Below are 24420 nucleotides of genomic sequence, written 5' to 3'. Positions count from 1 at the left end.
ATCCGCCTTATTCGAGCAACTGGTTCATCTCGATCAGCGTGCCGTCCGGGTCGAAGAAGTTGCAGCCCTTGAGGCGGATTGGCGGCGCGCCGTTGCGGCCGGGATAGATCTGCATGCGGGGCGGCGCGGTCATGGTGACGCCCTGCAGTTTCGCCGCCGCCGCGCAGCGCCCCTCGACATCGTCGGTATTCATCACGATGACATGCCCGCCAATCCCCATGCGCCGGGGATAAGGCCCCGGATCGGCCAGCGGCGGATCAATCCACTGCATCAGCCCGATCCATCCCATCCACGCATCATTGCCGTTGAGCAGCACCAGCCGCGCCTTCGCGCCCGGCTCCCCTGCGGGTAGCGCAACGCCCGATGTCTCGACGATGGCGTCATAATTGACCTTCAGCCCGGCAACGTCGCGATAGAGGCGGAGCGACGCCTCGATATCGCGGACGATCAGGGTGACGCGGCGCACATCGGTCGGCACCGGCTCAGCGGGCGCGGCCACGCCCGGCGATGTGTTCGCCGTCCGGGCGGCAGCGGGCGTAGCGGCCAGCACCAGCGCCAGCGCAATGGCCCACGGCCAGACCCTAGCCACCCAGCGCTTCCTCCGAATAGGCGGCGAGCGGCAATGCGTTTCCGCTCTGGCGGATGATCGCCTGCTTGCGGAAGAAGCGCAGCAGGCCACTCTCGCCCATGCGCGAGGGGCCCAGGCCGCTTTTGCCGAAGCTCGATTTCTCCGCTTCCCACACAAGGCCGGTCAGCGACCCGTCGTTGATCGACACGCCGCCGGCATTCAGACGCACCGCCACAGCCTCGGCTTCCGCGGCACTGCCTGCCAGCACGGCGGCGGACAGGCCGAAAATGCCGCTGTTCGCCTGCTCCACCGCCTCATCGACCGTGTCGAACGGTGTCACCGGCAGCACGGGGCCGAAGCTCTCCTCGGTCATGATCGCCATGTCCGGCGTCACGTCGACCAGCACCGTGGGCCGCAGATAATAGCCGCCGCCCAGCACCTCCACCTGCCCGCCCGCGAGCAGGCGCGCACCCTTCGCCACCGCCTCGTCGATCTGCGCCTGCACGATCTGCGCCTGCCGCGCGAAGATGAACGGTCCGATATCCCCCACATGGATATCGGGATAGTTGAGCCGCGCTTGCCCCGCCTTACGGACCAGCGCTTCGAGAAACGGCCCGGCGATCGCGCGGGCGACATAGATGCGCTCGATCGACTGGCATGCCTGCCCGGTGTTGAGCACCGAGGCGCGCAGCGCGGTGTCCGCCGCCTTTTCCGGATCGGCGCTGGCAAGGACGATCATCGGGTCCTTGCCGCCCAGTTCGAGGCTGGCCGGGATGAAGGCGCGCGCGGCGGCCTCCCCCACCTTGCGTCCGGTCGCCACCGATCCGGTGAAGGCCACGAAATCGACATGCTCGATCAGCGCCGCGCCGGTGGCGCCGTCGCCTTCGATCAGGGCCAGAACCGCGGCCAGTTCCGGCACTTCGGCGATCGCCGCCATCAGCGGGCGGATGAAGCGCGGCGTCACCTCCGACGGCTTGATGACGACCGCGCATCCGGCGGCGAGCGCCGGAATTGCGTCGATCAGCGCCAGCGTCAGCGGGAAATTCCACGGGCTGATGACGCCGACCAGCGCATAGGGCACCAGCCGGGTGGAGGTGGTGATGGACGGAATGCCGGTCGGCTGGTCCTTCACCTGCGCCCTCGCGATGATCGCCGGGGCGCTGTCGGCCCAGCGGAGCAGCGTCTTCGTCATCGCATCGACCTCGATACGGGAGATCGCCGCGCGGCCGGTATCGGCGGCCAGCGCGTCGGTCAGCGCCGCCTTGTGCCGCTCCATCGCCCCGGCGAGCGCCCGCAGCGCCTCCGCGCGGGCTTCGGGCGGGCAGGCGCCCCAACCGGCCTGCCCCCGGCGCAAGGTCGCGGCAAGCCGTCCCACCGCCGCCCCGTCGAGCGGCTCTATGCTGTAATCCGCCTCGCCGGTGCGGGGGTTGACGACATCCAGCCTCATTGCTGCCCCTCCCAGGCGGATATGATTTCCTCGCCTGTCGCGAACCATGCCTCGGGCCGGGCGGCAAGCGCGCGCAACAGCCCCTCGAACGCACCGATGCGATAGGGCAGCGCCATGATATAGGGCGTGATATGCAGCGGCAGCACGCGCCCGCCATGATCGGCGGCTTCGGCGGCGAGCCAGTCGAACGCGTCGATCATCTGTTCGGCATAGCTGTCCGCCGACTGCTGCTGCACGGTGATGATCTGCCGGTCGGACAGCTCATGGTTGAGCGGCAGGTTGACGAGGCCGTTGGCGAAGCGCCACGGCAGTTCGTCGTTCACCCAGTCGCAGCAATAGCGCAGCCCGGCCTCGGCGAGCAGCTTCGGCGTGTTCCAGCTTTGCGAACGCGCGATCGAGAGCCACCCCGCCGGACGCCGCCCCGAAACGCTTTCCAGCGCCTCCAGCGACCGCGCGATCAGCGCCCGCTCCTCCTCTTCCGGCAGGTTGCTGTCTATGGTGCCGTTCATGTCGGTCGAATGGGCGATGATCTCATGCCCCTCGGCAAGGATATCCGCGATGACCGAGGGATAGCGCTCGGCTATCGCGCCGTTGGTCGCGACCGACGCCTTCACCCCCGCTTTCCGGAACGCGTCGAGCAGCCGATAGAAGCCCACGCGCGTGCCATATTCCCGCGCCGTATAGTGGCGATAATCGGGATAGCTCGTCTGCATATGCCCCGGCGCGCGGAACGGCGTGTCGGATGGCGTCATCGGGAACCATTCGAGACTGACGCACAGCCAGACCGCGACGGATTTCCCATCCGGCCAGCGCACCAGCTTGCGGTCGAAGATCGACGACCATGGGTAGAGATCATGGTCATAGCCCTCGCGGCGGCGAGGATAGTCGAGATAGGCGGGATCAAGCGCCATGGGCGGCCTCCGCATAATGATGCTGGTAATAATGATCGGCGATTTCGCCCGCGCGCGCGATCCATGCGCGCCCGTCCTGCGCGATATGGCGCAGCACCTCACCGAACGGGCCGATGCGGTGCGGCTGGCCGATCAGATAGGCGTGCAGCGGAATGCACATGACGGTGCCGGACGTCTCGCCCTCCTCCGCCAGCCGCTCATATTGGCGGATCAGCGTGTCGGCATAGTCGCGCGGCGACATGTTGTAGACGAAGAAGCCGTAATGGTCGTTCACCTCCAGGCTGTAGGGCATGGAGATCAGCCTGCCGCTCTTCACCTTCACCGGCTGCGGCTGGTCGTCATGATAGAGGTCGCAGGTATAGTCGAGGCCATATTCGGCGATCAGGTCGAGCGTGCGTGGCGTGTGGGTCAGCGCGGGCGCGAGCCAGCCGCGAATGGTCTGCCCGGTCGCCTCGCGCACGGTGCGGATCGAATCCTCGATGATCGCGCGTTCCTGCGCCTCGTCCATGCCGTAGGCGTAGCGGGTGTTGTAGATGCCGTGGCTGAAGAACTCCCAGCCGCGCTCATTGGCGTCGCGCACCACTTCGGGATGATGCTGGCACAGCGCAACCGACAGCGAAACCGAGCCGGGAAAGCCGTATTTCGACATCATCTCCGCCATCCTCCAATGGGACACGCGGTTGCTGTGATCGCGGTGGCTGTATCCGACCACGTCCGGATGCGGCTTCGTCCAGCTCTTGCGATGCGGATTGGCCGGCGGGTCGATCTCATAATATTCGAGATTGGGCGCCACCCACACCGCGACCTTCCTGCCGCCAGGCCAGACGATCTTCGGCCGGTCGCGATAAGGGGCGAAATCGTAAAGGCCGGGGTCGGCTTTCTGAATGTCGCCCATCAGCGCGCCTCCAGCCAGTCGATCACCGCCTGCACCGGCTCGACATCGGCATATTTGAGCTGCAGGTCGGTGAGATTGGCGAAATGATAGCTTTCATGCTTGTCCGCGCAGGTCTCGATCGGCACGATGGTGCGGAAGCCGTAGGACAGCGCATCGACGGCCGTGGCGCGCACGCAGCCCGACGTGCTGCCGCCGGTCACCACCACGGTGTCGACCTTGTGCCAGCGCAGATAGCTGTTCAGCGGTGTTTCGAAAAAGGCCGACGGCATCCGCTTGGTATAGTGCAGGTCATTCGGATCGATCTCGCAACGCGGGTCGAAGGCGTGCCGATCGCTGCCATATTTGATGTTCTGGAGCGAATCGGGCGTATCGGTGCGCGTGCCCCACACGCCCGCATCCCCTGCATCCTCCTTGTAGCCGACCCGGCTCCAGATCACCGGCATGCCCTTCGCCCGCGCCAGCCGGGAAATATGGTTCACATGGTCGATCTGGCGCGGGTCCGTCTCATAGGCGGTCCTGAACAGGTCGATCCGCGTATAGGCCTGCTGGAAATCGACGTTCACGATCGCCAGCTTCTCCCCGAATCCGAATTTGTTGCGCGCCGGATTCGCCATGACTTCCTCGAAAATCTGGCGCGCGGTACGCCCATCGCAGACCATTTGCGTTCCGATCGTCGTCATCATCAAGCTCCCATAAAATCGCGATTCCCACACTAATGCGCAAAAAAGACTTGTCGAGATCAATTTGTCCGGACAAATTAGAAAGCATGACGATCACCCGCCACTTCATCCGCGTCGGCAAGCGCCGTGTCCATTACCGCAAGGCCGGTGCGGGACCGACCCTGCTGATGGTGCACCAGAGCCCGCGCAGCTCCGCCGAATATGAGCCGCTGATGCGCAAATGGGCGCCGCATTTCACCTGCATCGCGCCGGATACGCCCGGTTTCGGCCAATCCGACCCGCTGCCCGGCGACCCGGACATAGAGGCTTTCTCCACCGCGCTGATCGAGTTGATGGACGCGCTGGGCATCGAGCGGACGGCCGCCTACGGCTTTCATTCGGGTGGCATCATATTGGTCGGCGCGGTGAAACGGCACCCGGACCGCTTCACCGCGCTGGCGACAGGCGGCTATGCCGTCTGGACGCCGGAGGAACGGGCGATCTTCGACAAGGACTATCTGCCCCCGTTCCGGCCGAGCGCCTATGGCGAGCATCTGACCTGGCTGTGGAACCGCATATTGGAGCAGACATGGTTCTTCCCGTGGTTCGATGTGCGCGACGGCGCGCGGATCAGCGTGGCCCATGACGATCCGGCAAGGGTCGATGCGGTCGTGCGCGAAATGCTCGACAGCGGAGACGCCTATCGCGCCGGCTATGGCGCGGTGCTGCGGGCGCCGCGCGACATCCCGCCGGCCGACGCGCCGACCGTGCCGGTGCTGATCGCCGCCTATGACGGCGACCCGCTGCAAGCGCATATCGCCCGCCTCGGCCCACTGCCGCCGAGCTGGCGCGCGGAGGCGGTGGCGACCCCCGCCGATCTGGAAGAAGCGAGCCTCACCCATCTGCTCGCGGCCCCGGCCCTGCCCTGCCCGCCAATTGCGGAGAGCGGCGACGGCGGTTTCCTTCCCGTCACCGGCAACGGCTTCGACGGGCTGATCCACTGGCAGGGCAACAGGAATGCCGACACCGTCCTGATCCACGCCCCCGGTCGCTCGGCGGAACTGCTGCGGATCGAGGACGCGCTGGCGATCGACCTGCCCGGCCATGGTCTTTCGGATGATTGGCGCCAAGACTTCACCCCCGGTCTGGACGACTGGTGCGCGATCGTCACGGCGGCGATCGCCGGACTTTGCGGCGCACATGCGCCGGCCATCATCGGGGAAGGCCATTGCGCGCTGCTCGCCGCCGCCGTCGCCCGGCAGGCCGGGGCCTCCGGCTGGGGGGCGGTCGATGCCCACCTGCCCCTGCCCGGACAGGACCGGCACTGGGCGGAACGCGCGATCCCCGACCTGACGCCCGACCGGCACGGCAGCCATCTCAACGCCGCATGGGGCGCAGTGCGGGCGGGCCATTTCTTCTGGCCATGGTTCGAGGCGAAGGCCGCCAACGCCATTCCCTTCACGCCATCGGCGGCCGCACCCGAAGCGCTCGCCAGGGAGCATCGCAGCCTGATCCGCGCCCGCGCCGGCCGCGCGCTGCTCGGCACGCTGGCCGCGGCAGACCGCGACGCGCTGATCGCCGCCGCCCCTCCACTGACCCGATGGCACCGGGCCGAATGGGCGAGGAAGCGGAGCGACATCTGGTCCCCGAAAAATATTCAGGAAGGAGAATGATATGGGTATTCGCGAGGAAATGCCGCTGCTGGCCCGCCATGAAGGCGTGTGGGACGGCGTCTACAGCTATTACAATGCGGCGGGCGAGAAGATCGACGAGCACAAGTCGCGCCTCTTCTGCCGCTTTCCCGAAGGCGGGGAATTTCCCTATCACCAGACCAACCATTACACCTGGGCCGACGGCCGCACCGAAGTGCGCGACTTCCCGGCCAGCTATCGCGACAATCGCGTCTGGTGGGACAATGATCTGATCAAGGGCTGGGCCGCCGAGGTCGGGCTGGACGAATATAACCGCACCGTGATGCTCTACTGGCAGCGTCAGGGCGACCCCAGCCTCTATCTCTACGAGATGATCCAGCTGTCGGACGATGGCCGGTCACGCTGCCGGACATGGCACTGGATTCGCGACGGGCAGCTCGAAACGCGCACCGCGATTCAGGAAAAGCTGGTCAGCCGCGACTGGGCGGCGGTCGAAAAGGACATGGAGGCCACGCCTGTCTGAACCACAGACCCTGTTCGGGAAGATCTGGGACAGGCACGTCGTCGCGACGCTGCCCGGCGGGTCGGACCTGCTCGCCATCGACCGGATTTTCCTGCACGAGCGCACCGGCGCCGCCGCTCTCAACAGCCTGAGGGCGGCGGGCCGTCCGGTCGCCGATCCGGCGCGGACATTCTGCGTGATGGATCATATCGTCGACACCCGACCCGGCCGGGGCGACCAGACGCTGATGCCGGGCGGACAGGCGTTCATCACCGAAACGCGCAGCGCCGCGCGGGAAGCGGGCATCACCCTGTTCGACGTCACCGATCCCGATCAGGGCATTGTCCATGTGATATCGCCGGAACTCGGCATCGTCCTGCCCGGCTGCACGCTGATCGCGCCGGACAGCCACAGCTGCACGCAGGGCGCGTTCGGCGCGCTGGCATGGGGCATAGGCTCGTCCGAGGCGGAGCATGCGATGGCGACCGGCACGCTGCGCATGGTCCGCCCCCGGACGATGCGCGTGCGCTTCACCGGCATGCCGGGTCCGGGCGTCACGCCCAAGGACATGATCCTGACGCTGATCGCCCGTTACGGCGCGGGCGGCGGCAAGGGCTATGCGGTGGAATTCACCGGCGAGGCGATCGACGCGCTCGACATGGAGGGGCGGATGACGCTCTGCAACATGGCGACCGAATTTTCGGCGATGACCGGCATGATCGCGCCCGACGAAAAGACTTTCCGGTGGCTGCGCGGCCGCCGTTACGCCCCGCGCGGCGCAATGCTGGAACGCGCGCTGGCCGACTGGAGGACGCTGGCATCCGACCCCGGCGCCCGGTTCGACAGCGAGGTGGAGATCGACGCGGCCACCATCGAGCCGATGGTGAGCTGGGGCACCTCGCCCGAACATAGCGTCGGCATTTCCGGACAGGTGCCGGACGATCCGCCCGAACGGCCGATCCGCTATATGGGCGTACAGCCGGGCCAGAAACTCGCAGGGATACCGATCGACGCCGCCTTCATCGGCAGCTGCACCAATGGCCGCCTGTCCGACCTGCGCCGCGCCGCCGCGCTGCTGAAGGGCCGTCATGTCGCGCCGGGCGTCAGGGCGCTGGCCGTTCCCGGCTCCATGGCGGTGCGCCGCGCCGCCGAGGCGGAAGGGCTGGACGCTATCTTCACCGATGCGGGCTTCGAATGGCGGATGAGCGGCTGCTCGATGTGCTTCTATGCGGGCGGGGAAAGCTTCCCGGCGGGATCGCGGGTCATCTCCTCGACCAACCGCAATTTCGAGGGGCGGCAGGGACCCGCTATCCGCACCCATATCGCCAGCCCGGAAACCGTCGCCGCCAGCGCCATCGCCGGGCACATCGCCGATCCGAGGGAGTTGGCGCAATGAAGCCCTTCACCACGCTGACCGCATTGCCCGCGCCGCTGTTGCTCGACAATATCGACACCGACACGATCATCCCCTCGCGCGAGATGAAGAGCACCGGCAAGACGGGGCTGGCCGGCGGGCTGTTCGCGCCGTGGCGCTATCGCACGCCGGGCGGGCGCGATCCGGACCCGGACTTCGTGCTCAACCGCCCCGATCATGCGGATGCGCAAATCCTGCTGGGCGGCGGCAATTTCGGCTGCGGGTCGAGCCGCGAACATGCGGTATGGGCGCTGGCCGAATATGGCATCCGCGCGATCATCGCGCCCGGCTTCGCGCCGATCTTCGCCAGCAACTGCACCCGGAACGGCATCGTCCCCGTCACGCTCGATCGCGCGACGATCGAGGAAATCGCCGCCTCGCATGCGCCGGTGACGATCGACCTCGCCGCGCAGACCGTCCGTCAGGAGGGCGGCGCCTGCTGGCCGTTCGACATCGGCGCGGAGGCCAAAGCGATGCTGCTGGAAGGGCTGGACGCTATCGACCTCACCCTCAAGAACCGGGCGGAGATAGCGGCCTTCCAGCAGGCGGACCAGGCCAGCCGACCGTGGATCTACCTTGGAGACATCGGACAATGACGCGCATCCACATCAGCGAGGTCGGCCCCCGCGACGGCTTGCAGAGCATCGGCCGGGTCGCGCCGCTCGAGGCCAAGAAGGCGTGGATCGCGGCGGAAGCGGCGGCGGGCGTGCCGGAAATAGAGGTAGGCAGCTTCGTGCCCCCTTCCCTGTTGCCGCAGATGGCGGACACGGCGGAACTGGTCGCCTTCGCCCGGCAGATAGAAGGACTTGCCGTCGCCGTGCTGGTGCCCAACCTCAAGGGCGCGGAGCGCGCGATCGCGGCCGGGGCGCAGAAAATGTCGCTGCCCTTTTCCATGTCGGAAACGCACAGCCTGAAAAATGTGCGCAAGGATCATGCGGCGATGATCGCCGAGATCGGCGCTATCGCCGATCTGGTCGCGGCCCGGCCGGAAGCGGCGCGGCCGCATTTCGAGGTCGGCCTCGCCACCGCCTTCGGCTGCACGATCGAAGGGCCGGTGGACGAGGACAAGGTCGTCCGTCTCGCCGCCGCCGCGATCGAGGCCGGCGCGGCGGAGGTCGGCCTGTCCGACACCACCGGCTATGCCAACCCGACGCAGGTCAAGCGCCTCGTCCGCCGGGTGAAGGCGGAAATCGGCGCGGACCGGCTCAACACGTTGCACCTTCACAACACACGGGGCCTCGGCCTCGCCAATGCGCTCGCGGGGCTGGAGGAGGGCATCACCACGCTGGACGCATCGCTGGGTGGCCTCGGCGGCTGCCCCTTCGCGCCGGGGGCGTCCGGCAACATCGTCACGGAGGATCTGGTCTTCATGCTGGAAGCCATGGGATATGAAACGGGCATCGATCTCGAAAAACTGATGCAGGTGCGCGCGATCATCGCCGGCGCGCTGCCGGGGGAACCGCTTTACGGCTTCGTCCCCGATGCGGGCCTGCCGCTCGGCTTCGCACAGGTGGCGGCATGAACGCGCCCGCGCCGCTGGCAGGCCTCAAGGTCGTCGAGTTCACCCATATGGTGATGGGTCCGGCGGCGGGCGCGATCCTCGCCTCGCTGGGGGCGGAGGTGGTGCGCGTCGAACCGGCAGAGGGGGACAAGACCCGCACCCTGCTGGGATCGGGCGCGGGCTATTTCCCGATGTACAACCGCCACAAGAAAAGCATCAGCCTCGACCTCAAGTCCGACGAGGGGCTGGCGACGGCCAGGGCGCTGGCGGCGGAGGCCGACATAGTGGTCGAGAATTTCCGCCCCGGCGCGCTGGACAAGCTCGGCCTCGGCTATGAGGCACTGGCGGAGGCGAACCCGCGCCTCATCTATTGCTCGGCCAAGGGATTCCTGCCCGGCCCCTATGAGAAGCGCACGGCGCTCGACGAGGTGGCGCAGATGATGGGCGGGCTTGCCTATATGACCGGCCCGCCCGGCCGCCCGCTGCGCGCCGGGTCGAGCGTCATCGACGTGACCGGCGGCATGTTCGGGGTGATCGGCATCCTCGCCGCGCTGGAGGAACGCCATCGCACCGGGCGGGGCAGGCTGGTGCAGGCGTCGCTGTTCGAAACGACCGTCTATCTTGTGGGCCAGCATATGGCCCAGTTGGCGGTGACGGGTCAGGCGGCCAGCCCGATGCCCGCGCGCATTTCCGCATGGGCGATCTACGACGTGTTCGAAACGAAGGACCATCCGGTGTTCATCGGCGTCGTCACCGACTCGCTGTGGGAGAAATTCTGCGCAATCTTCGGGCTGGACGAATTGTGGGCCGACGAAAGCCTGCGCCGGAACAATGAGCGGGTGCTGCAACGCGACCGGATTCTGCCGCGCATCCGCGACCTGATTGCCGGGTTCAGCCGCGCCGAGGTGATCGAGCGGCTGGAAGGCAGCGGCCTTCCCTTCGCGCCGATCGGCAAGCCGGAGGACATGTTCGACGACCCGCACCTCAACGCCATCGGCGCACTGGAGCCGGTGACCCTGCCGGACGGGCGCGTCACCCGGCTGCCGACCGTGCCGATCGCGTTCGACGGCCAACTCGTCGCCCGCGCTTCGGCCCTGCCCTTGCCCGATGCCGATGGGGAAGAGGTGCGCTCCGGCCTCTCCTCCGCCGCCGCCAGTGCTGCCACCCGGTAGCGGAACGGCCCGACCTCGTTTTCAGCGCAGGTTCACCATCGCCATGCTATGGGGGAAAGGATCCCATCCCCATTTCCGGTGACGACCATGAAACCAAGATTCGCCCTTCTCGCCCTGCCCCTGGCCCTTGCCCTGACCCCCGCCAATGCCGGCGCGGCGGACCGCACGCCGGAGGCGCGGCTGGCCGAGCATCTCAAGGGATATGAGCCGTCGGGGCCACCGACCCGGTGCATCCCGCTGCGCAATATCCGTTCCAGCCAGATTTTCGACCGCACCGCCATCGTCTACGACATGGGCGGCGGCCTGCGCTATCTCAACCGCCCCAGCAGCGGGGAAAGCTCCCTGCGCCGGGGCGACGTGATGGTGACGGATACCCGCTCGCCCGACCTGTGCAGCATCGATATCGTGCGGATGTACGATTCCGCCTCGCGCATGCAGACCGGCTTCGTCGGGCTGGGCGAGTTCATCCCCTATCGCAAGGCCAAGGCCCCGAAATAGGTCGGAGCCGGTTGCGGCGGGCGATCGCGGCTAGACCTCCGCGCGGGGCGGGGCTTCGCCTTGCCTGAAGGGGGCAGGATCGACGCTGCAAGGCTGGTCCTGCAAATTGTGGAAGCGTTACCCGACCGACAGGCGCGGGTCCTCCTTTATCAGGCGGTGCGGACGGACGACACCAGCTGCCGCAGCGCCAGGGTGGCGACCAGCACGCCGAGCGCACCGCCATAGACAATCTTCATCATGAGGGCCATGGCCCAGCCGATGGCCGGAAAGGCAGCCATGCCGATCGAAAAGGCGAGGAAGCCGCCCAGAACGGCGCCAGCCAGAGCGAATAATGCGGCACGGATCAGGATAGGCCGCAGCGCCGGCGCATTACCGAGCCGCTTGCGCGCAATCAGCGCCGGGACCAGCGCGCTCATCAGCGCGACCGCGATACTCTGCGGCACGAAATCCAGCGCCAGATTGTCGGGCGCCATCCAGCCGAGCGGACGCGGCGCGGTTCCGAAGACGCCGAGGAAGAAGGCCAGGCTCAGCACGCCGTTGATGACGAAACTGATAGCCGCTTCCCGACGGATGGAAACAGCCGGGGTCATTGCGCCGAACCCTTGCCCAAAAGCCCGCGCATCTCCATCCAGGACAGGAATTGCGGCAGCAGGCCCATGGTCGTGGTGCCGGGCTTGCCCATGCCGAAGCCGTGGTCGCCGCGCTCATAGGCATGGAGCTCCACCGGCACATGCGCCCGCCGCCAGCTTTCGACCAGCGCGTAGGAGGGAGCGGCGAACAGGCTGTCGTCATTGGCGATGGCGGCGAACATCGGCGGCGCGTCGGACGGCACCTCGCGCGCCAGCATCGGGCCATAGACATAGCCGATAAAGGACGGGCGATCGGCCCCCTTGCCTTCCAGCGCTGCATTGAGCGTGGTCATCGCGCCGGCGGAAAAGCCGATCATGCCGACCCGCCGCGGATCGACGCCCCATTTGCCCGCGCCGTCGCGCACCAGCTTGAGCGCGGCCAGCGCGTCGAGCGTGGCGCGCGGTTCGGTGATGCCCGGCGCGGCGGCCGGATCGCGCAGCGACTCCGCCATGCGCTTGCCCATATAGGCGGAAGCTTCGGCGGTATCGGCCGGGGTCGGGTTCAGCCGATATTTGAGGACGAAGGCGGCAACGCCATGATCCGCCAGCCAGCGCGCGACGTTCCAGCCCTCATGATCCATCGCCAGCAGCATGAAGGCACCGCCGGGCGCGACGACGACCGCCGCGCCGGTCGCCCTGGCGGGATCGGGCAGAACCGGGGTGACGGTCGGCACCGTGACGTTGCGGACAGCCAGATCCTTGCCGAAGCGCACCCATTTTTCGGTCGATTCCCTGGGCACCTTCATCTTCGGATAGAGCGGAATGGCATCGGGTTCGGCCGGCGCCTGGGCGGGGACCGGGACGGGCATCTGCGCAGCCGCCGGAGCGGCCATCAGCAGCGCGGCGGCAAGAACGAAGCGTGTCATGGCAAACCCTCCCCTACAGCGCGTTGCGGCGGGCGATCGCGGCATAGACCTCCGCGCTGGGCTTCGCCTTGCGCGCGAAGGTTGCGGGGTCGACGCTGTGCAGGCCGAAGCGCACCTTGTAGCCGAAGATCCACTCGAAATTGTCGAGTAGCGACCAGTGGCAATAGCCGAGCACCGGCACGCCGTCGTCCATCGCCTGCTTGAGCTCGGCCAGCGCGGCGGGGATGAACTTCGCGCGGATGGCGTCGTCATCGGTGCCCACGCCATGTTCGGACACGAGGATGGGCACGCCGGTCGCCTCATGCGCATAGCGCACCGCCCCGGCGAGCGAGGGCGCCCACACCTCGGTGCCGCCCCAGTTGACCACAGATCCCTTGGGCGCGGGCAGGCGGCCCTTGTCCGTCCACAATGCGCGTTCATAATTCTGCACGCCCAGGAAATCGTCGGACCTGGCGACATCCAGCCACGCCCCGTACATGTCCCGTCGCATCGCATCGCGCAGCGAGTTGCGGCCCACCGCCTGATCGTCCATCATCGCCAGCGACAGGCCGACCGGCAGGTCGCCGCGCGCCGCCTTGATCGCCGCCCTGGCCAGCGGATGCGCGGCCAGCATGCCGCGCTGGATATCGGGCAGGTCCTCGACGCCCGCGACATTGGCGCTGACGAAGCGCGGCACGCCCAGCCGCTTCGCCGCCGTTTCCAGCGTCAGGCGCTGAAGGTCCCACACCTTGGGCGGCAGCATCGGCTTCAGCAGCAGCAGGATGTTCGGCTCGTTGAAGGTAATCGCGCTGTGAAGGCCCGGCGCCAGCGCGCGGGCGGCCTTGTCGCAAAAGCGGGCGAACAGGTCGGGCGCTTCCGCACTGGTCCATCCCCCCTGCGCGCTGAACCAGCGCGGCGCGGTGAAATGGCTGAAGGTCGCGACCGGCTGGAGCCCGCGCGCATGGCAGCCATCGACGATGCGCCGGTAATGATCGAGCATCGCCTGCGAGAACAGCCCCTTTTCCGGCTCGATCCGCGCCCATTCGATGCCGAAGCGATAGGCGTTGAGGCCCAGTGCCTTCACCAGATCGAGGTCGGTTTCCCACAGGTCGAAGCTGTTGCACGCATCGCGCGACGGTTCGGCGAACACGGTCGGCTGCTGGTTTTCCAGAAACCAGAGGTCGCTTGCGATATTATTGCCCTCGATCTGGTGCGGCGCGGTGGCGACGCCCCAGAGGAAGCCCTTCGGAAAATCCGGGCTCGCGGCGGCCGCTTTCCCCTTCGCCGCCAGCGCGGGGGCGGCCATCATCGCCGCGCTCGCGGCAAGCAAGGTCCTTCGATCGAGCATTTGTTCCTCCCTCGGTTTTATACGTGATCGCGCAGGAAAGCGCGGATTTCGTCGGCCAGCCGCCGATCGCGGGTGCCCAGATGCGTGGCCATGCTGTAATGGTTGTGGCCGGACATTATGGCGCCGCGCGGCATGGTGCCGTGACGCTCCAGCCTGTCCCGCATCAGGCCGAGAAATTCCGCCTGAAAGCGCGGCGGGTCATATTCCGCGCAGGCGACGAACAGCGGCAGCGCCGTTCCCGCCACCGCCTCCAGCGGCTTGCGGTCCGCATAGTCCGCCCGGTCCCCGTAATAGAGCGTATCCCGCTCATCGAGCGGCGTGTAGCCATAGAGGCCGGAAAGCAGCACGGCCCCGCGAAGGTCGCGCGCCGCCCTCTCCCCCGCGAGCCGGAGATAGCCCGCGACATGCACCGCCCCGGCGGACGTGCCCATCAGCACGATCCGATCCGGGTCGCCGCCATGGGCCGCCACATTCGCCTTCAGCCAGTCCACGACCGCCGCGACGTCCTCCGAACCCGAGGGCCAGATATTGTCGGGCGCGAGGCGATAGTTGATGACGCAGCCCATGAAACCGGAGGCGGCGGCCCAGCGCCCGACATGGGCATTGATCCAGCTTTCCGCGCCGCCCTTGTCCCCCATCAGGAAGCCACCCCCATGGACGAACACCAGCACCGGTAGCGGAGCGTCGGCACCTTCCGGGCGGTAGAGGTCCAGCCGGTGACGCTCATGCGCGCCATAGGCGATATCGACCGCATGGGGCGACGTGGCGGCGGCGAGCGCCTGCTGCTCTTCCTCATACAGGCGGCGAACGGCATCCAGCACGCCGGGGTTGAGCACCGTCCCCAGCGCGGCGATCGCCTCGCGCCGGGCATCGGGAAGAATATGGTCCTGCGTCGTCATCATCGGCACCCCACGTCAAAGCTTTGCAGATCGCGCGCCAGATCGACCGGCCCGGCAAAATGCCGCCCGATTCCTTCCCGCAACGCCGGTTCGGAGTCGGACAGCGCGCCCGGCACCGCGAAATGGGTCAGCACGACGCGGCCCACCTTCGCGCTCGCCGCCATGGCGCCGATGTCGGACGGCGGCAGGTGATGGGTGGCGAGATGCTTCTGCATCGAGGCCAGCATGTCGGCCGACGCATCGACGCGCCGCGCGGCGATATCCCGCACCAGCCGGTCGAGATCGATCACCTCGCTCACCAGCATGTCGCTTCCCTCGGCCAGACGCGTCACCGCCGGGCTGGGGCCGGTGTCGCCGGTATAGGTGATGCTGCGCCGCCCCAGCGAGAAACGGTAGCTGAGCGAGATATTCGCCCGGTCCGCCTTGCCGTCATGGTCGAAATGGCTGTTGGCCACGGCGTGCACGCGCAGGCCGCCGTCCAGATTCAGCACCTGCCCGTCGCTTATCTCGACCGCGCGCACCGAACCGGCGGGGTCGGGCGGCGGCACGCCCAGCCCGAAGCCGATGCGCGCGGGCGGCGCCATGGAGGCGACGATGCCGTCCACCACGGCCTTGATGCCGGGCGGGCCGTAGACGGTGAGCTGCCCCGGAAACTGGTTCATCCAGCGCAGGCCGATGACGGCGGCCAGTCCGCCGCTATGGTCGAGATGCAGATGGCTGATGAAAACGGTGCGGATCGTCCGCATGTCCAGCCCGATCCGCGCCAGCTGGCCGACCGTGCCGTCCCCGGTATCGACCAATATCGGCCGATTCCCCGCGAGCAGCAGGTTGGCGGGTTCCGAGCGGTCCGGCGTCGGCACCGGGCCGCCCGCCGTGCCCAGCGTCGTCCAGCGCAGCGCCGGGCACCGGTCGCCCGTCTGGGCAGGGGCAGCGACCGGCGCTATCGCCAGCAGCGCCGCCACGGCGATCATCGGCCCCGCATATCGGGCAGGCCATGCTTTCATCCGATCCTCCTCCTGTCGGTTGTTGACGGCGGGGGCATTGGCTGTCCCTTCGCCTTCCCTGCACGGGAATAAGGGGCCGGGCAAGCCATTCGCCGCCCGGCCCCGCCGGATCAGAATTGCAGCTGCGCCGACACGCCCACGGTGCGGCGGCCTTCGCGCGTCAACCAGTTCACATAACCGCCTGCGTCCGAGAAGGGCAGCGTGATGACGGCGGCGTGGAAGCGCTGGTCCAGCAGGTTGCGCACGAACGCGCCGATCCGCCAGTTGCCGTCCGGGTGGCCGATCCCGGCGTTGAGGCCGATTGTGCCATAGCCCTTCTGATAGGCATAGGCTTCCGCCACCGCATATTGCACCCGGCTGCGGTAATAGAAGTTGGCGGACCAGTCGACCATCAGCCTGTCATTGATCGGCAGGCGCACGTCGGCCCCGGCCGTCGCGCTGTATTTGGGCGCGCCCGACAGCGGCTCTCCGGCGGCCTGCAATAGCGAGGTCACGCCGTCGGCGGCGAGGTAGCAGCTGTACCCGGCCTTCACGACCTTCGGGCAGGCGGTCACATAATCGGTGAATTTCGTCTTCGAATAGGTGAAGCCGCCGGTCAGAGTCAGCTCGGGGCTGACCTTCCACGCCAGATCGGTTTCGAAGCCCTTGGCGGTGAAGCCGCCCGCATTCTCCGTCACGAACTCCACGCCGTCGAACACCGAGGTCTGGAGGTTGTTATACTTGTCGAAGAAGATGTTGGCGTTGAACGTCACCGCGCGGTCGAACATCTGCGACTTCATGCCGATGGTGATGTCGCGCACCGTCTGCGGCGCCACCTGCGTCCGCCGCCCGGTCAGGCCGGTGAAGGTGACCGTCGGCCCCAGATAGCCGCGCGCGATGGTGCCGAAGAACATGAGGTCGGGATTGACCTTGAACTCCGCACCCGCGCGGCCGGACCAGTCGCCCTTCTTCACGTCGCCATATTGCGTCGCGGTCGGAGTGTAGGGCGCGACGAAGCTGCCCCCGACGACCGTGCCCGACGGATAATTGGGATCCTCGATCGAGAAGAAGGACGCCTTCACCCAGTCATATTGATAGCGGAAGCCGCCGATCAGGCTGAACTGCTCGCTCAGCCGGTATTTGCCGTCGAAGAAGGCGGCAAGCGAGTCCGAGCGGGTCTGCGTGTTGCTCTGGCCGCCGGAAATGCTGACGATCGGGCCGCCGAAGGGCGCGCCGGGACGGAGTTGGGCGCGGCTATAGTCATTGCCGTCGCCCACCTTGCGCTTGGAGCCGTAAACGCCTGCGGTGAATTCCAGCGCGCTGCCGGAGGGGGAGCTGAGGCGCAGTTCCTGCGACAGGAAGGACTGGTCGACGCCTTCCTGCTGCGCAGTGAACACGCTGGTGCTGCTGCCGTCGATGGCGAAGACCTGATCGCCTTCGTTGAGGCGGCGCCAGGCGGTGATCGAGGTCAGCTGATATTCGCCCAGGCCGATATTGACCTCCAGCGACGCGCCGTAATTCTCTTCCGAGGTATAGCCGTCATAATCCTCGACCGACTGCATATTGTCGATGCCCGGCGTCACGCCCAGCGCGGCGAGATTGCCGAAGCGGGCGGCCATCAGCGGATTGGCGAAGCTCGGCAGGCGGTTGAGCGTCCAGAGCTGGCCGGGGCCGGTGCGCTTGATCTTCGAATAGTCGCCGATCAGGTAGATGCTGAGGCCGTCGCTCGCTTCCAGCAGATATTTGGCGCGCGCGCCATAGCTCTTTTCCCCGCCCCACTTCTTGTCGAGCACGACATTCTTCAGGAAACCGTCATTGCTGCGATAGAAGCCGAACACCGCCAGCGCGCTGTTCTGGCTGACCGGCAGGTTGACGCTGCCGTTGACGTTCCATTCGTCCAGCTCGCCATAGCTGGCGAAGGCCTTGCCGCTGAACGCGCCGATATCCGGCTTTTTGGTGGTGATGTTTACCACGCCCGAAGAGGCGTTCTTGCCGAACTGGGTGCCCTGCGGCCCCTTCAGCACCTCGACCCGCTCCAGATCGCCCAGGCTGTTGACCGGGTTGCCGAAGGGGACGACGACATTGTCGACGACCGTGCCGACATTCTGCTCCGACGAGCTGGTGAAGCCCCCCGCGCTGCCCACACCACGCAGGCGGAAGCCGGAGTCATTGGGTGAGGAACCGAACTGGACGCCCGAAAACTGATACTGGATGTCGGCCAGCTTCTGGAAGCCGCCCTCGGCCAGCTGCTCGCCGCTGACGGCGGACACCGCGATCGGAACATCCTGCAACCGCTCCGCGCGGCGGGTGGCGGTGACGATGATGTCCACGCCGTCGGACGACGCATCGGCCTGCGGCACCTGCGCCCCGCCGCTCTGCGCCAATGCGGGCGCGGAGAGCGCGATGATGCCGACGCCCGTCAGCATGGCGATGGAAAGACTGGAAACACGCATGATTTTCCTCCCCTTATTATACCGTGAAATCAGGATATTACTGTTCATCTATCACTCGGTTCGTCAGAATGCCGATATTGCCGATCTCGACTTCGACCTTGTCGCCCGCCTTCATGTAGAGCGGCGGCGTGCGCTTATCGCCGACGCCGCCGGGCGTGCCGGTGGCGATGACGTCGCCGGGGGCGAGCGGGGTGAAGGCGGAGATATATTCGATGACGGTGCCGATATCCCAGATCATGTCCGCGATCGGCTGGTCCTGCACCAGCTGGCCGTTGAGGCGGGTCTGGACGCGCAGCGCGCCCAGATCCCCGATCTCATCCGGCGTCACCAGCGCGGGGCCGAAGCCGCCGGTGCCGGGAAAGGTCTTGCCGGGCGTGAACTGGATATTGTGCCGCTGCCAGTCGCGCGCCGAACCGTCGTTGAACGGGGCGTAACCCGCGATATAGGCGTGCGCATCGGCGCGCTTGACCTTGTGGCAGGGCTTGCCGATGACGACCGCCAGTTCGCCTTCATAATCGAAACGATCGGTAACGGCGGGCTTCACCAGCGGCTGGCCATGGGCGACGAGGCTGTCGGCATAGCGCACGAAGATCGCCGGATGCTCCTTCTGCTCGCGCCCGGTTTCCTTCACATGGTCGGCATAGTTGAGGCCGACGCAGAGGATTTTCGCCGGGTCGGGAATGACGGGCAGCAGTACGATATCAGCAGCAGCGAAGCGCGCGCCGTCCTTCAACGCCGCCAGAGTGCCCTCGGCCAGCGCGGCCTTCAGGCTTTGCGGGCCGCCCGCAGCCGCCAGCTCGACAATCTCCCCGCCATCGAGGCGCCCGAAGCCGGGGGCGCCATCCGGGCGGCGGAAGCTTACATATTTCGTCACGATCCTGTCTCCTGCGCCGCGCTTTGCGGCGGTACTTTCCGATGGTCCAAGCAGCGCGCCCGCCCCCATGGCGGCAAGCGCCGTGCGGCGATCAAACTTCAAGGGAAGCGGCTTCCCAGTCCCGGCGATGGCGGAACATCTCCTCGGCCTTGCGCAGACCGTCGAAATCCTTGTCCGACATGCCCCACTGGTCGATGCGGTTCGGCGGCCAGGTCCAGTCCTCCGGCGCGCCGGGCGCATAATCCTCCGGCACCTTCTCGACGGCGGTGGAAAACTCGATCACCGGGCCGAAGGGGGCGATGAAATAGGCGAAGACATTGGCGCCCGGCCCATGGCGGCCCGGCCCCCAGGCCGGGACCATGCCATGGTCGCGCAGCCGCCCGATGCCGCGCATCACCGCATCCATATCCTCCATCTCGAACGCGATATGGTTGAGCGAGGAAAAGCCCGCGCGGGCGAAGGCGGTCGAATGATGGGATTCGTTGCAGCGCACGAACACCATGCCCTTCGTGCGGTCGGACACGCGAAAGCCCAGCGCCTGCTCGACCAGATGGCCGGTCGCCTCGGCATCGGCGGAATTGAACACCACATGGGTCAGCTTGACCGGCAGGTCGCGGCCCTCGATCGGTTCGACCTCCTCCGCCCCGGCGAGGAAGCGCAGCACCTCGCCCTCGGCCAGCTCGACAAGGATACCCTCGCCGCCACCCGGATCGTTGGAGAGGACCGGCCGCGCGGCGAGGCCCGCCGCCGCGACCGAGCGCTTCAGTTCCTCCAGCCGCTCGCCCGAACAGACGAAGGTGGTCGAGCGCAGGAACGGCTCGGCCGCTTCCTCCAGCGCGACGAGATAGGGAAAACCGCCTGACCCGCGCAGATAATGGGTGCCGCCGCGCACCTCCGCCGGGGCCATGCCCCATATGTCGGTGAGGAAGGCGGCGGCCTCCGCCGCGCCGGTCAGCGCGAGTTCGACGCTGCGTAGCTTCATGACTGCACTCCATGGGAAAGACCGGCGGCGGCGATGCCCGCGCAGGCGCAGGCTTCGTCCATCTCGCCGGTGTCGCCGCTGATCCCGACGGCGCCGATCACCGTTCCTCCCGAGATACGAATGAGGACGCCGCCGGGGGACAGAGCGAGCTGACCGCCGGTGACGGCAACGACGCTCTGAAAGAAAGCGGGATTGTTGGCCGCGCGCTGGGCGATGACGCAGGTGTCGGCGCCCATGCCGAGCGCGCCCGTCGCCTTGGCCCGCGCGATATCGAAGCGGAACAGGCTGGCGCCGTCCTCGCGGGCGAAGGCGACCGGATGGCCGCCCGCGTCGAGCACGACGACGGCGAGCGGCTGCGCGCCCTCTTCCCGGCCCTTGGCGAGCGCGGCGTCGATGATGGTGCGGGCCTGAGCAAGCGTCAATGTCATGCGGCGATCTCCTGATCCAGCGACGTGCGGGCGATCAGCGCGTCGCGCTGGCGGATCAGGCCGGCGCCGTCCCCCTTCGCCGTGCCGAACACATAATGATCGGGCCGCACCAGCACCGCCTCGGCGCCATGGGCGTCGAGCCATGCGGCGATCGCGCCGCCATCCTCCAGCCGGTCGAGCACCACGGCGGTCACGCCGCCTGCACCCTCGACCGCGGGCCGACGCGCGAACAGCCGCCAGCCGCCCCCGGTCACATCGTCGAGCAGCCGGCCGCCGACGCGCGGTTGGATGAAGCGCTCGCCCGCGCCCGGCGTCCCCACAGCGACGATGCCGGTCGAAATGGCGGGGATGAGGTCCGCCGCCGTGCCATGCTCGCTGTCCTTCGCCGCCTCGCGCATCCGCGCGTCGCGCCGGGCGGCTTCCTCCGGGTCGAGCATGCAGATATAGCGCCCCACCTCGACCGCCGCCGAGATGACGGCGCGGACATGGGGATCGCGCTCCGGCTGATAGCTGTCGAGCAGCGCGTCGGGCGCGCGGCCCTTCAGCACCAACTCCAGCTTCCACGCCAGATTGGCGATGTCGCGCAGGCCGTGGCACATGCCCTGCCCGAAAAAGGGCGGCGTCTGGTGCGCGGCGTCGCCCGCCAGGAACATGTTGCCGATCCGCCATTGCTCGGCGATCAACCCGTGGAAGCGGTAGGTCGCCGCGCGCACGATCCGGTGCGGCACGCCTTCCAGCCATGGCTCGACCAGCGCCGCCACCGCTTCGGGCGCCATCATCGCCTGATCGTCCTCGCCGGGCAGCAGCATGAATTCCCAGCGGCGATGGTTGCCGCGCCCCGGTACGGCGGTCGCGGGCCGCTTCGGGTCGCACATCATGATGGAGAGCTTTTGCAGATCGGTGCCTTCGGGCACGCCCCACAGGTCCGGCACCCGGATCGGCCCGTCGGCCTCCACGTCCACCACCAGCCACGGCTCCTCGAAATCGAGGTCGTCGAGGCGGATATCCAGCGCCTTGCGCACGGCGCTGCGCGATCCGTCGCAGGCGATCGCATAGCGGGCACGAACCTGCTCCGTCCCCGCGTCCGTCTCCAGGCGCAACGTCACGCCCTCCCGGTCCTGCTCCAGCCCTTCGAACGCGGCGCCCAGCCGCAGCGTCACATTGGGATAGACCGCCAGCGCATCGCGCAGATGATCCTCCAGTTCCGGCTGATAGAAGAAATAATCGTTCGCCCAGCTATAGGGGCGCGGGCGGCCCGCCGTGCCCATATAGCGGATCACGCCATGATCGGCGCCGACATGCAGATGCCCTTCGGTGTCTCGCATGTCCGGCGCGACCCGGTCGATCACGCCCGCCGACTGGAATAGGCGCATCATCTCATGGTCGAGATGGACCGCGCGCGGCAGCGGATAGGGGCGCGCCTCCTTTTCGATCACCAGCACCGAAAGGCCGGTCTTGCCAAGAAGATTGGCCGCAAAGGCCCCTACCGGCCCGCAGCCGATAATCGCTACATCAAACATTTTCTGGCTCTTTATTCTATGATTTTCAGGCGATTACGCCTTGATATGCAGGCGCCTTGTAAAGATCGCCGCCCTTCATGATCATTCGGATGCGGTCCTTGTCCTGAAGGATTGCGATATCCTGCACCGGGTCGCCGTCGATCAGTAGCAGGTCGGCGAGCCAGCCCTCGCGCACCTGCCCGACATCGATGCCCATCAGCTCGCCGCCCAGCCCGGTCGCCGCATGCAGCGCCTCGGCGGGGGTGTAGCCGTAATGGGCGACGAAATGCTCCAGATCGCGGGCGTTGCGGCCATTGGGGTTGAACGGGAAGCCATAATCGCCGCCGATCAGCACGCGCACGCCGCGCCGCTTCAGCTCCGGCACCAGCTTCGCCTCCAGCTCCAGCCGTTCGGCGGCGCTCGCCTTCATCGCGCTCATGTCGATGTGCGGCGGCGGATTGGCCTCCAGCGCGCCGACCGACACGCCGGGGCCGGGCGCGTAGAAAATCTCGTCCTTCTTCGCCGCCATCGCCTCGATCGCGGCTTCGTCGGCGAAGGAGCAATGATAGAGGATGCGCGCGCCCGCCTCCAGCGCGAGGGCGATGGCGCGGGGGCTATAGGCATGGGTGGCGATCCACAGCCCCTGCTCCCGCGCGGCCTCGCCCGCCGCGATCATTTCCTCGTCGGTGTAGAGAATGTCCTGCGCGGAACCGGGCTTCAGCGCATCCTCGCCGGACACGACCAGCTTCACCGAGCGGACGCCCTCGTCCTTGCAATAGGCCATGAAGGCGCGGATCGCCTCCGGCCCCCGGCCGTTGAACACGTCGCCGGTCTCGACGCCCTCGGCCCCTTCGGGGCTGCGCTCCAGCGTGGAGGGGACGAGGCGCGGACCCGGCGTTTCCCCCGCCTCGATCACACGCGCCAGTTCCGGCTCGATCCGGTCGCCGAGCGCGCCCGCCGAATAGGCGCTGGTAAAGCCATGGTCCAGCAGCACGCGGGCATTGCGCCACGCCGCGACCTTCAGTTCCTCAGGCGGCAGGATGAACTGATGATAGATTTTCTCGACCGAAGAGCCCCAGGTCAGATGGGTATGGGAATCGACCATGCCGGGCATCAGTGTGCCGCCCTCGCCGTCGATCACCCGGTCGGCCGCGACCTGCGCGATGGCGGTTTCGTCATGCAGCACCGCGGCGATCCGGTCGCCTTCGACCAGCACCGCGCCGGGAACGGAGGGCGCCCCGGTGCCGTCGAATATCGTCACGTTGCGGATAAGGACGCGCACTTCAGTCTCTCCCCGGTCATGCTGTTGTGGGGATGGTATGCCTCCGTTAGCGATGAAAGAAAAATAATGATTTTTGGCAACGTCATAGCTTGGAGCTATGGACAAGAATGTCGAAAAGCTGCTGGCCGAGGCGCGAAAGTCGCGCGCCCTTCACCTTGCGCACGCCGACGCTGCGCTGGAAAACCGCCTCGCGGATGGAGACGGCGCGCAACACGCCGATGGAAAGCTCGGCCGCCGCGACCTGCATCGGCAGGATCGTCATGCGGTTGCTGCCGCGCACGATCGCCTTTGTCGTCAGCAGGGAATCGCAACGGATGCAATCCTGCGGCACGGCCACGCCCGCCGCCATGAACAGCGCGTCGATCTGCCGCCGGAAGGCACCGATGGCCTCGGGCAGCACCCATTGCATCGCCATCACGTCGCGCAGCGACACTTCGGCGGGCAGATGGTCGTTGGCGCGCCCGACGATCAGCGCGAACGCATCGCGGGAGAACATATGCTCTTCCAGCTCCTCCGGCGGCTCCTCCAGCCCGGTGGTGACGAAGGCAAGCTCTATCTCCCCGCGCAGCAGCAGCGCGGCCAGTTCATGGTCGGGCTTTTCCACCACATGCAGCGCGAACCGCCCGACCTTCTCCTCCAGCAGGCGGATGGTGCGGGGCAACAGGCTGACCAGCGCGCCCGGCGTGCCGCCGACGCGCAGCGGCCCGGCCAGCCCGTTGCGGGCGAGGCGCAGTTCCTCCTCCGTATCGCGCAGCAGGCCGTCCATCGCCTCGGCGCGGCGGAACAGCACCTGCCCTTCCGCCGTCAGCGCGATGCCGGTGCGCGACCGTTCGAACAGATGCACGCCCAGCGACTGCTCCAGCTGCGCGATGGCGTTGGACACCGACGGCTGCGAGATGTTGAGCAGTCGCGCGCCGCCGCTGATGGAGTTGGCGCGGCACACGGCGAGGAAGGTCTTCAGCGCTCTGGGGTCGATCAT

Annotated in this window: 24 protein-coding genes; 7 read left to right on the top strand and 17 right to left on the bottom strand. The window is 67.3% G+C overall.

Annotated elements, in window-relative coordinates; all coding sequences use genetic code 11:
* Window positions 1–7: 7 nt before the first annotated feature.
* The 5 genes from GGR43_RS04265 to GGR43_RS04245 are packed head-to-tail and all read right to left on the bottom strand — an operon-like array spanning window position 8 to window position 4501.
* Window positions 8–589: a VOC family protein gene (locus tag GGR43_RS04265; protein ID WP_188070694.1), complete on the bottom strand. Its 582-nt coding sequence runs from the start codon at window positions 587–589 to the stop codon at window positions 8–10.
* Complete coding sequence (locus GGR43_RS04260; protein WP_188070693.1) at window positions 582–2015, bottom strand: aldehyde dehydrogenase family protein; 1434 nt, start codon at window positions 2013–2015, stop codon at window positions 582–584. The genes GGR43_RS04265 and GGR43_RS04260 overlap by 8 nt, the downstream gene beginning before the upstream one ends.
* Window positions 2012–2926 (bottom strand): polysaccharide deacetylase family protein, encoded by a 915-nt coding sequence (locus tag GGR43_RS04255; RefSeq protein ID WP_188070692.1) that lies wholly within the window; start codon window positions 2924–2926, stop codon window positions 2012–2014. The genes GGR43_RS04260 and GGR43_RS04255 overlap by 4 nt, the downstream gene beginning before the upstream one ends.
* Window positions 2916–3821, bottom strand: coding sequence for a polysaccharide deacetylase family protein (locus GGR43_RS04250; protein WP_188070691.1), 906 nt, complete (start codon window positions 3819–3821; stop codon window positions 2916–2918). Before GGR43_RS04250 ends, GGR43_RS04255 begins: the two co-directional genes overlap by 11 nt.
* Window positions 3821–4501, bottom strand: coding sequence for an isochorismatase family protein (locus GGR43_RS04245; protein ID WP_188070838.1), 681 nt, complete (start codon window positions 4499–4501; stop codon window positions 3821–3823). Before GGR43_RS04245 ends, GGR43_RS04250 begins: the two co-directional genes overlap by 1 nt.
* Before the next feature lie 86 nt (window positions 4502–4587).
* Here GGR43_RS04245 and GGR43_RS04240 point away from each other — a divergent pair, with 86 nt between their 5' ends.
* The 7 genes from GGR43_RS04240 (at window position 4588) to GGR43_RS04210 (ending at window position 11219) form a co-directional block, all read left to right on the top strand.
* A complete protein-coding gene (locus tag GGR43_RS04240; RefSeq protein WP_188070690.1) occupies window positions 4588–6153 on the top strand; it encodes an alpha/beta hydrolase in 1566 nt (521 codons plus the stop codon).
* Between the two features lies 1 nt (window position 6154).
* Window positions 6155–6655 carry a DUF3598 domain-containing protein gene (locus GGR43_RS04235; protein ID WP_188070689.1) on the top strand — a complete coding sequence of 167 codons (501 nt, stop codon included), beginning with the start codon at window positions 6155–6157 and terminating at the stop codon, window positions 6653–6655.
* Window positions 6648–8030 (top strand): 3-isopropylmalate dehydratase large subunit, encoded by a 1383-nt coding sequence (locus GGR43_RS04230; RefSeq protein ID WP_223177297.1) that lies wholly within the window; start codon window positions 6648–6650, stop codon window positions 8028–8030. The genes GGR43_RS04235 and GGR43_RS04230 overlap by 8 nt, the downstream gene beginning before the upstream one ends.
* Window positions 8027–8644, top strand: coding sequence for a 3-isopropylmalate dehydratase small subunit (gene leuD, locus GGR43_RS04225; protein WP_188070688.1), 618 nt, complete (start codon window positions 8027–8029; stop codon window positions 8642–8644). Before GGR43_RS04230 ends, leuD begins: the two co-directional genes overlap by 4 nt.
* The gene (locus tag GGR43_RS04220) at window positions 8641–9570 is read left to right on the top strand and encodes a hydroxymethylglutaryl-CoA lyase (RefSeq protein WP_188070687.1); all 930 of its coding nucleotides are present in this window, start codon (window positions 8641–8643) and stop codon (window positions 9568–9570) included. The genes leuD and GGR43_RS04220 overlap by 4 nt, the downstream gene beginning before the upstream one ends.
* Window positions 9567–10721, top strand: a complete 1155-nt coding sequence (locus tag GGR43_RS04215; RefSeq protein WP_188070686.1) for a CaiB/BaiF CoA transferase family protein — start codon at window positions 9567–9569, stop codon at window positions 10719–10721. The genes GGR43_RS04220 and GGR43_RS04215 overlap by 4 nt, the downstream gene beginning before the upstream one ends.
* A gap of 87 nt (window positions 10722–10808) precedes the next feature.
* Window positions 10809–11219, top strand: coding sequence for a hypothetical protein (locus tag GGR43_RS04210; protein WP_188070685.1), 411 nt, complete (start codon window positions 10809–10811; stop codon window positions 11217–11219).
* Window positions 11220–11368: 149 nt separating this feature from the next.
* Here the strand turns inward: GGR43_RS04210 and GGR43_RS04205 are convergent, their stop codons facing one another.
* The 12 genes from GGR43_RS04205 to GGR43_RS04150 all read right to left on the bottom strand — a co-directional run bounded on the left by GGR43_RS04205 (window position 11369) and on the right by GGR43_RS04150 (window position 24420).
* Window positions 11369–11809, bottom strand: a complete 441-nt coding sequence (locus tag GGR43_RS04205; RefSeq protein WP_188070684.1) for a hypothetical protein — start codon at window positions 11807–11809, stop codon at window positions 11369–11371.
* The gene (locus tag GGR43_RS04200; RefSeq protein WP_188070683.1) at window positions 11806–12714 is read right to left on the bottom strand and encodes an alpha/beta hydrolase; all 909 of its coding nucleotides are present in this window, start codon (window positions 12712–12714) and stop codon (window positions 11806–11808) included. Before GGR43_RS04200 ends, GGR43_RS04205 begins: the two co-directional genes overlap by 4 nt.
* 13 nt (window positions 12715–12727) lie before the next feature.
* Window positions 12728–14041, bottom strand: a complete 1314-nt coding sequence (locus GGR43_RS04195) for a family 1 glycosylhydrolase (RefSeq protein WP_188070682.1) — start codon at window positions 14039–14041, stop codon at window positions 12728–12730.
* A gap of 17 nt (window positions 14042–14058) precedes the next feature.
* A complete protein-coding gene (locus GGR43_RS04190; RefSeq protein WP_246343316.1) occupies window positions 14059–14943 on the bottom strand; it encodes an alpha/beta hydrolase in 885 nt (294 codons plus the stop codon).
* Entirely contained in the window at window positions 14940–15944 is a 1005-nt protein-coding gene (locus GGR43_RS04185; RefSeq protein ID WP_188070681.1) for an MBL fold metallo-hydrolase, read from the bottom strand. Before GGR43_RS04185 ends, GGR43_RS04190 begins: the two co-directional genes overlap by 4 nt.
* A gap of 110 nt (window positions 15945–16054) precedes the next feature.
* On the bottom strand, window positions 16055–18376 hold the full coding sequence (locus GGR43_RS04180) for a TonB-dependent receptor (protein ID WP_188070680.1): 2322 nt from the start codon (window positions 18374–18376) through the stop codon (window positions 16055–16057).
* A 37-nt stretch (window positions 18377–18413) separates the two neighbouring features.
* The gene (locus GGR43_RS04175) at window positions 18414–19250 is read right to left on the bottom strand and encodes a fumarylacetoacetate hydrolase family protein (protein WP_284276865.1); all 837 of its coding nucleotides are present in this window, start codon (window positions 19248–19250) and stop codon (window positions 18414–18416) included.
* A gap of 91 nt (window positions 19251–19341) precedes the next feature.
* Window positions 19342–20232: a VOC family protein gene (locus tag GGR43_RS04170; protein WP_188070679.1), complete on the bottom strand. Its 891-nt coding sequence runs from the start codon at window positions 20230–20232 to the stop codon at window positions 19342–19344.
* Window positions 20229–20660, bottom strand: a complete 432-nt coding sequence (locus tag GGR43_RS04165; RefSeq protein ID WP_188070678.1) for a GlcG/HbpS family heme-binding protein — start codon at window positions 20658–20660, stop codon at window positions 20229–20231. Before GGR43_RS04165 ends, GGR43_RS04170 begins: the two co-directional genes overlap by 4 nt.
* Window positions 20657–22180, bottom strand: a complete 1524-nt coding sequence (locus tag GGR43_RS04160) for a bifunctional 3-(3-hydroxy-phenyl)propionate/3-hydroxycinnamic acid hydroxylase (RefSeq protein ID WP_188070677.1) — start codon at window positions 22178–22180, stop codon at window positions 20657–20659. Before GGR43_RS04160 ends, GGR43_RS04165 begins: the two co-directional genes overlap by 4 nt.
* 25 nt (window positions 22181–22205) lie before the next feature.
* Window positions 22206–23441 carry an amidohydrolase family protein gene (locus GGR43_RS04155; RefSeq protein ID WP_188070676.1) on the bottom strand — a complete coding sequence of 412 codons (1236 nt, stop codon included), beginning with the start codon at window positions 23439–23441 and terminating at the stop codon, window positions 22206–22208.
* A gap of 82 nt (window positions 23442–23523) precedes the next feature.
* Window positions 23524–24420, bottom strand: coding sequence for a LysR family transcriptional regulator (locus tag GGR43_RS04150; protein WP_188070675.1), 897 nt, complete (start codon window positions 24418–24420; stop codon window positions 23524–23526).

The sequence above is a fragment of the Sphingobium jiangsuense genome (assembly GCF_014196495.1).
Lineage (GTDB): Bacteria > Pseudomonadota > Alphaproteobacteria > Sphingomonadales > Sphingomonadaceae > Sphingobium > Sphingobium jiangsuense.
Note: the sequence above shows the minus strand (reverse complement) of the source record. Positions and strands in the feature narration are given on the sequence as shown.

Bases quoted from the DNA above. Each gene is read 5' to 3' on its own strand.
- GGR43_RS04260 (WP_188070693.1), bottom strand. From the start codon at position 2,015: ATGAGGCTGGATGTCGTCAACCCCCGCACCGGCGAGGCGGATTACAGC.
- GGR43_RS04255 (WP_188070692.1), bottom strand. From the start codon at position 2,926: ATGGCGCTTGATCCCGCCTATCTCGACTATCCTCGCCGCCGCGAGGGC.
- GGR43_RS04250 (WP_188070691.1), bottom strand. From the start codon at position 3,821: ATGGGCGACATTCAGAAAGCCGACCCCGGCCTTTACGATTTCGCCCCT.
- GGR43_RS04245 (WP_188070838.1), bottom strand. From the start codon at position 4,501: ATGACGACGATCGGAACGCAAATGGTCTGCGATGGGCGTACCGCGCGC.
- GGR43_RS04240 (WP_188070690.1), top strand. From the start codon at position 4,588: ATGACGATCACCCGCCACTTCATCCGCGTCGGCAAGCGCCGTGTCCAT.
- GGR43_RS04235 (WP_188070689.1), top strand. From the start codon at position 6,155: ATGGGTATTCGCGAGGAAATGCCGCTGCTGGCCCGCCATGAAGGCGTG.
- leuD (WP_188070688.1), top strand. From the start codon at position 8,027: ATGAAGCCCTTCACCACGCTGACCGCATTGCCCGCGCCGCTGTTGCTC.
- GGR43_RS04220 (WP_188070687.1), top strand. From the start codon at position 8,641: ATGACGCGCATCCACATCAGCGAGGTCGGCCCCCGCGACGGCTTGCAG.
- GGR43_RS04215 (WP_188070686.1), top strand. From the start codon at position 9,567: ATGAACGCGCCCGCGCCGCTGGCAGGCCTCAAGGTCGTCGAGTTCACC.
- GGR43_RS04210 (WP_188070685.1), top strand. From the start codon at position 10,809: ATGAAACCAAGATTCGCCCTTCTCGCCCTGCCCCTGGCCCTTGCCCTG.
- GGR43_RS04205 (WP_188070684.1), bottom strand. From the start codon at position 11,809: ATGACCCCGGCTGTTTCCATCCGTCGGGAAGCGGCTATCAGTTTCGTC.
- GGR43_RS04200 (WP_188070683.1), bottom strand. From the start codon at position 12,714: ATGACACGCTTCGTTCTTGCCGCCGCGCTGCTGATGGCCGCTCCGGCG.
- GGR43_RS04195 (WP_188070682.1), bottom strand. From the start codon at position 14,041: ATGCTCGATCGAAGGACCTTGCTTGCCGCGAGCGCGGCGATGATGGCC.
- GGR43_RS04190 (WP_246343316.1), bottom strand. From the start codon at position 14,943: ATGATGACGACGCAGGACCATATTCTTCCCGATGCCCGGCGCGAGGCG.
- GGR43_RS04185 (WP_188070681.1), bottom strand. From the start codon at position 15,944: ATGAAAGCATGGCCTGCCCGATATGCGGGGCCGATGATCGCCGTGGCG.
- GGR43_RS04180 (WP_188070680.1), bottom strand. From the start codon at position 18,376: ATGCGTGTTTCCAGTCTTTCCATCGCCATGCTGACGGGCGTCGGCATC.
- GGR43_RS04170 (WP_188070679.1), bottom strand. From the start codon at position 20,232: ATGAAGCTACGCAGCGTCGAACTCGCGCTGACCGGCGCGGCGGAGGCC.
- GGR43_RS04165 (WP_188070678.1), bottom strand. From the start codon at position 20,660: ATGACATTGACGCTTGCTCAGGCCCGCACCATCATCGACGCCGCGCTC.
- GGR43_RS04160 (WP_188070677.1), bottom strand. From the start codon at position 22,180: ATGTTTGATGTAGCGATTATCGGCTGCGGGCCGGTAGGGGCCTTTGCG.
- GGR43_RS04150 (WP_188070675.1), bottom strand. From the start codon at position 24,420: ATGATCGACCCCAGAGCGCTGAAGACCTTCCTCGCCGTGTGCCGCGCC.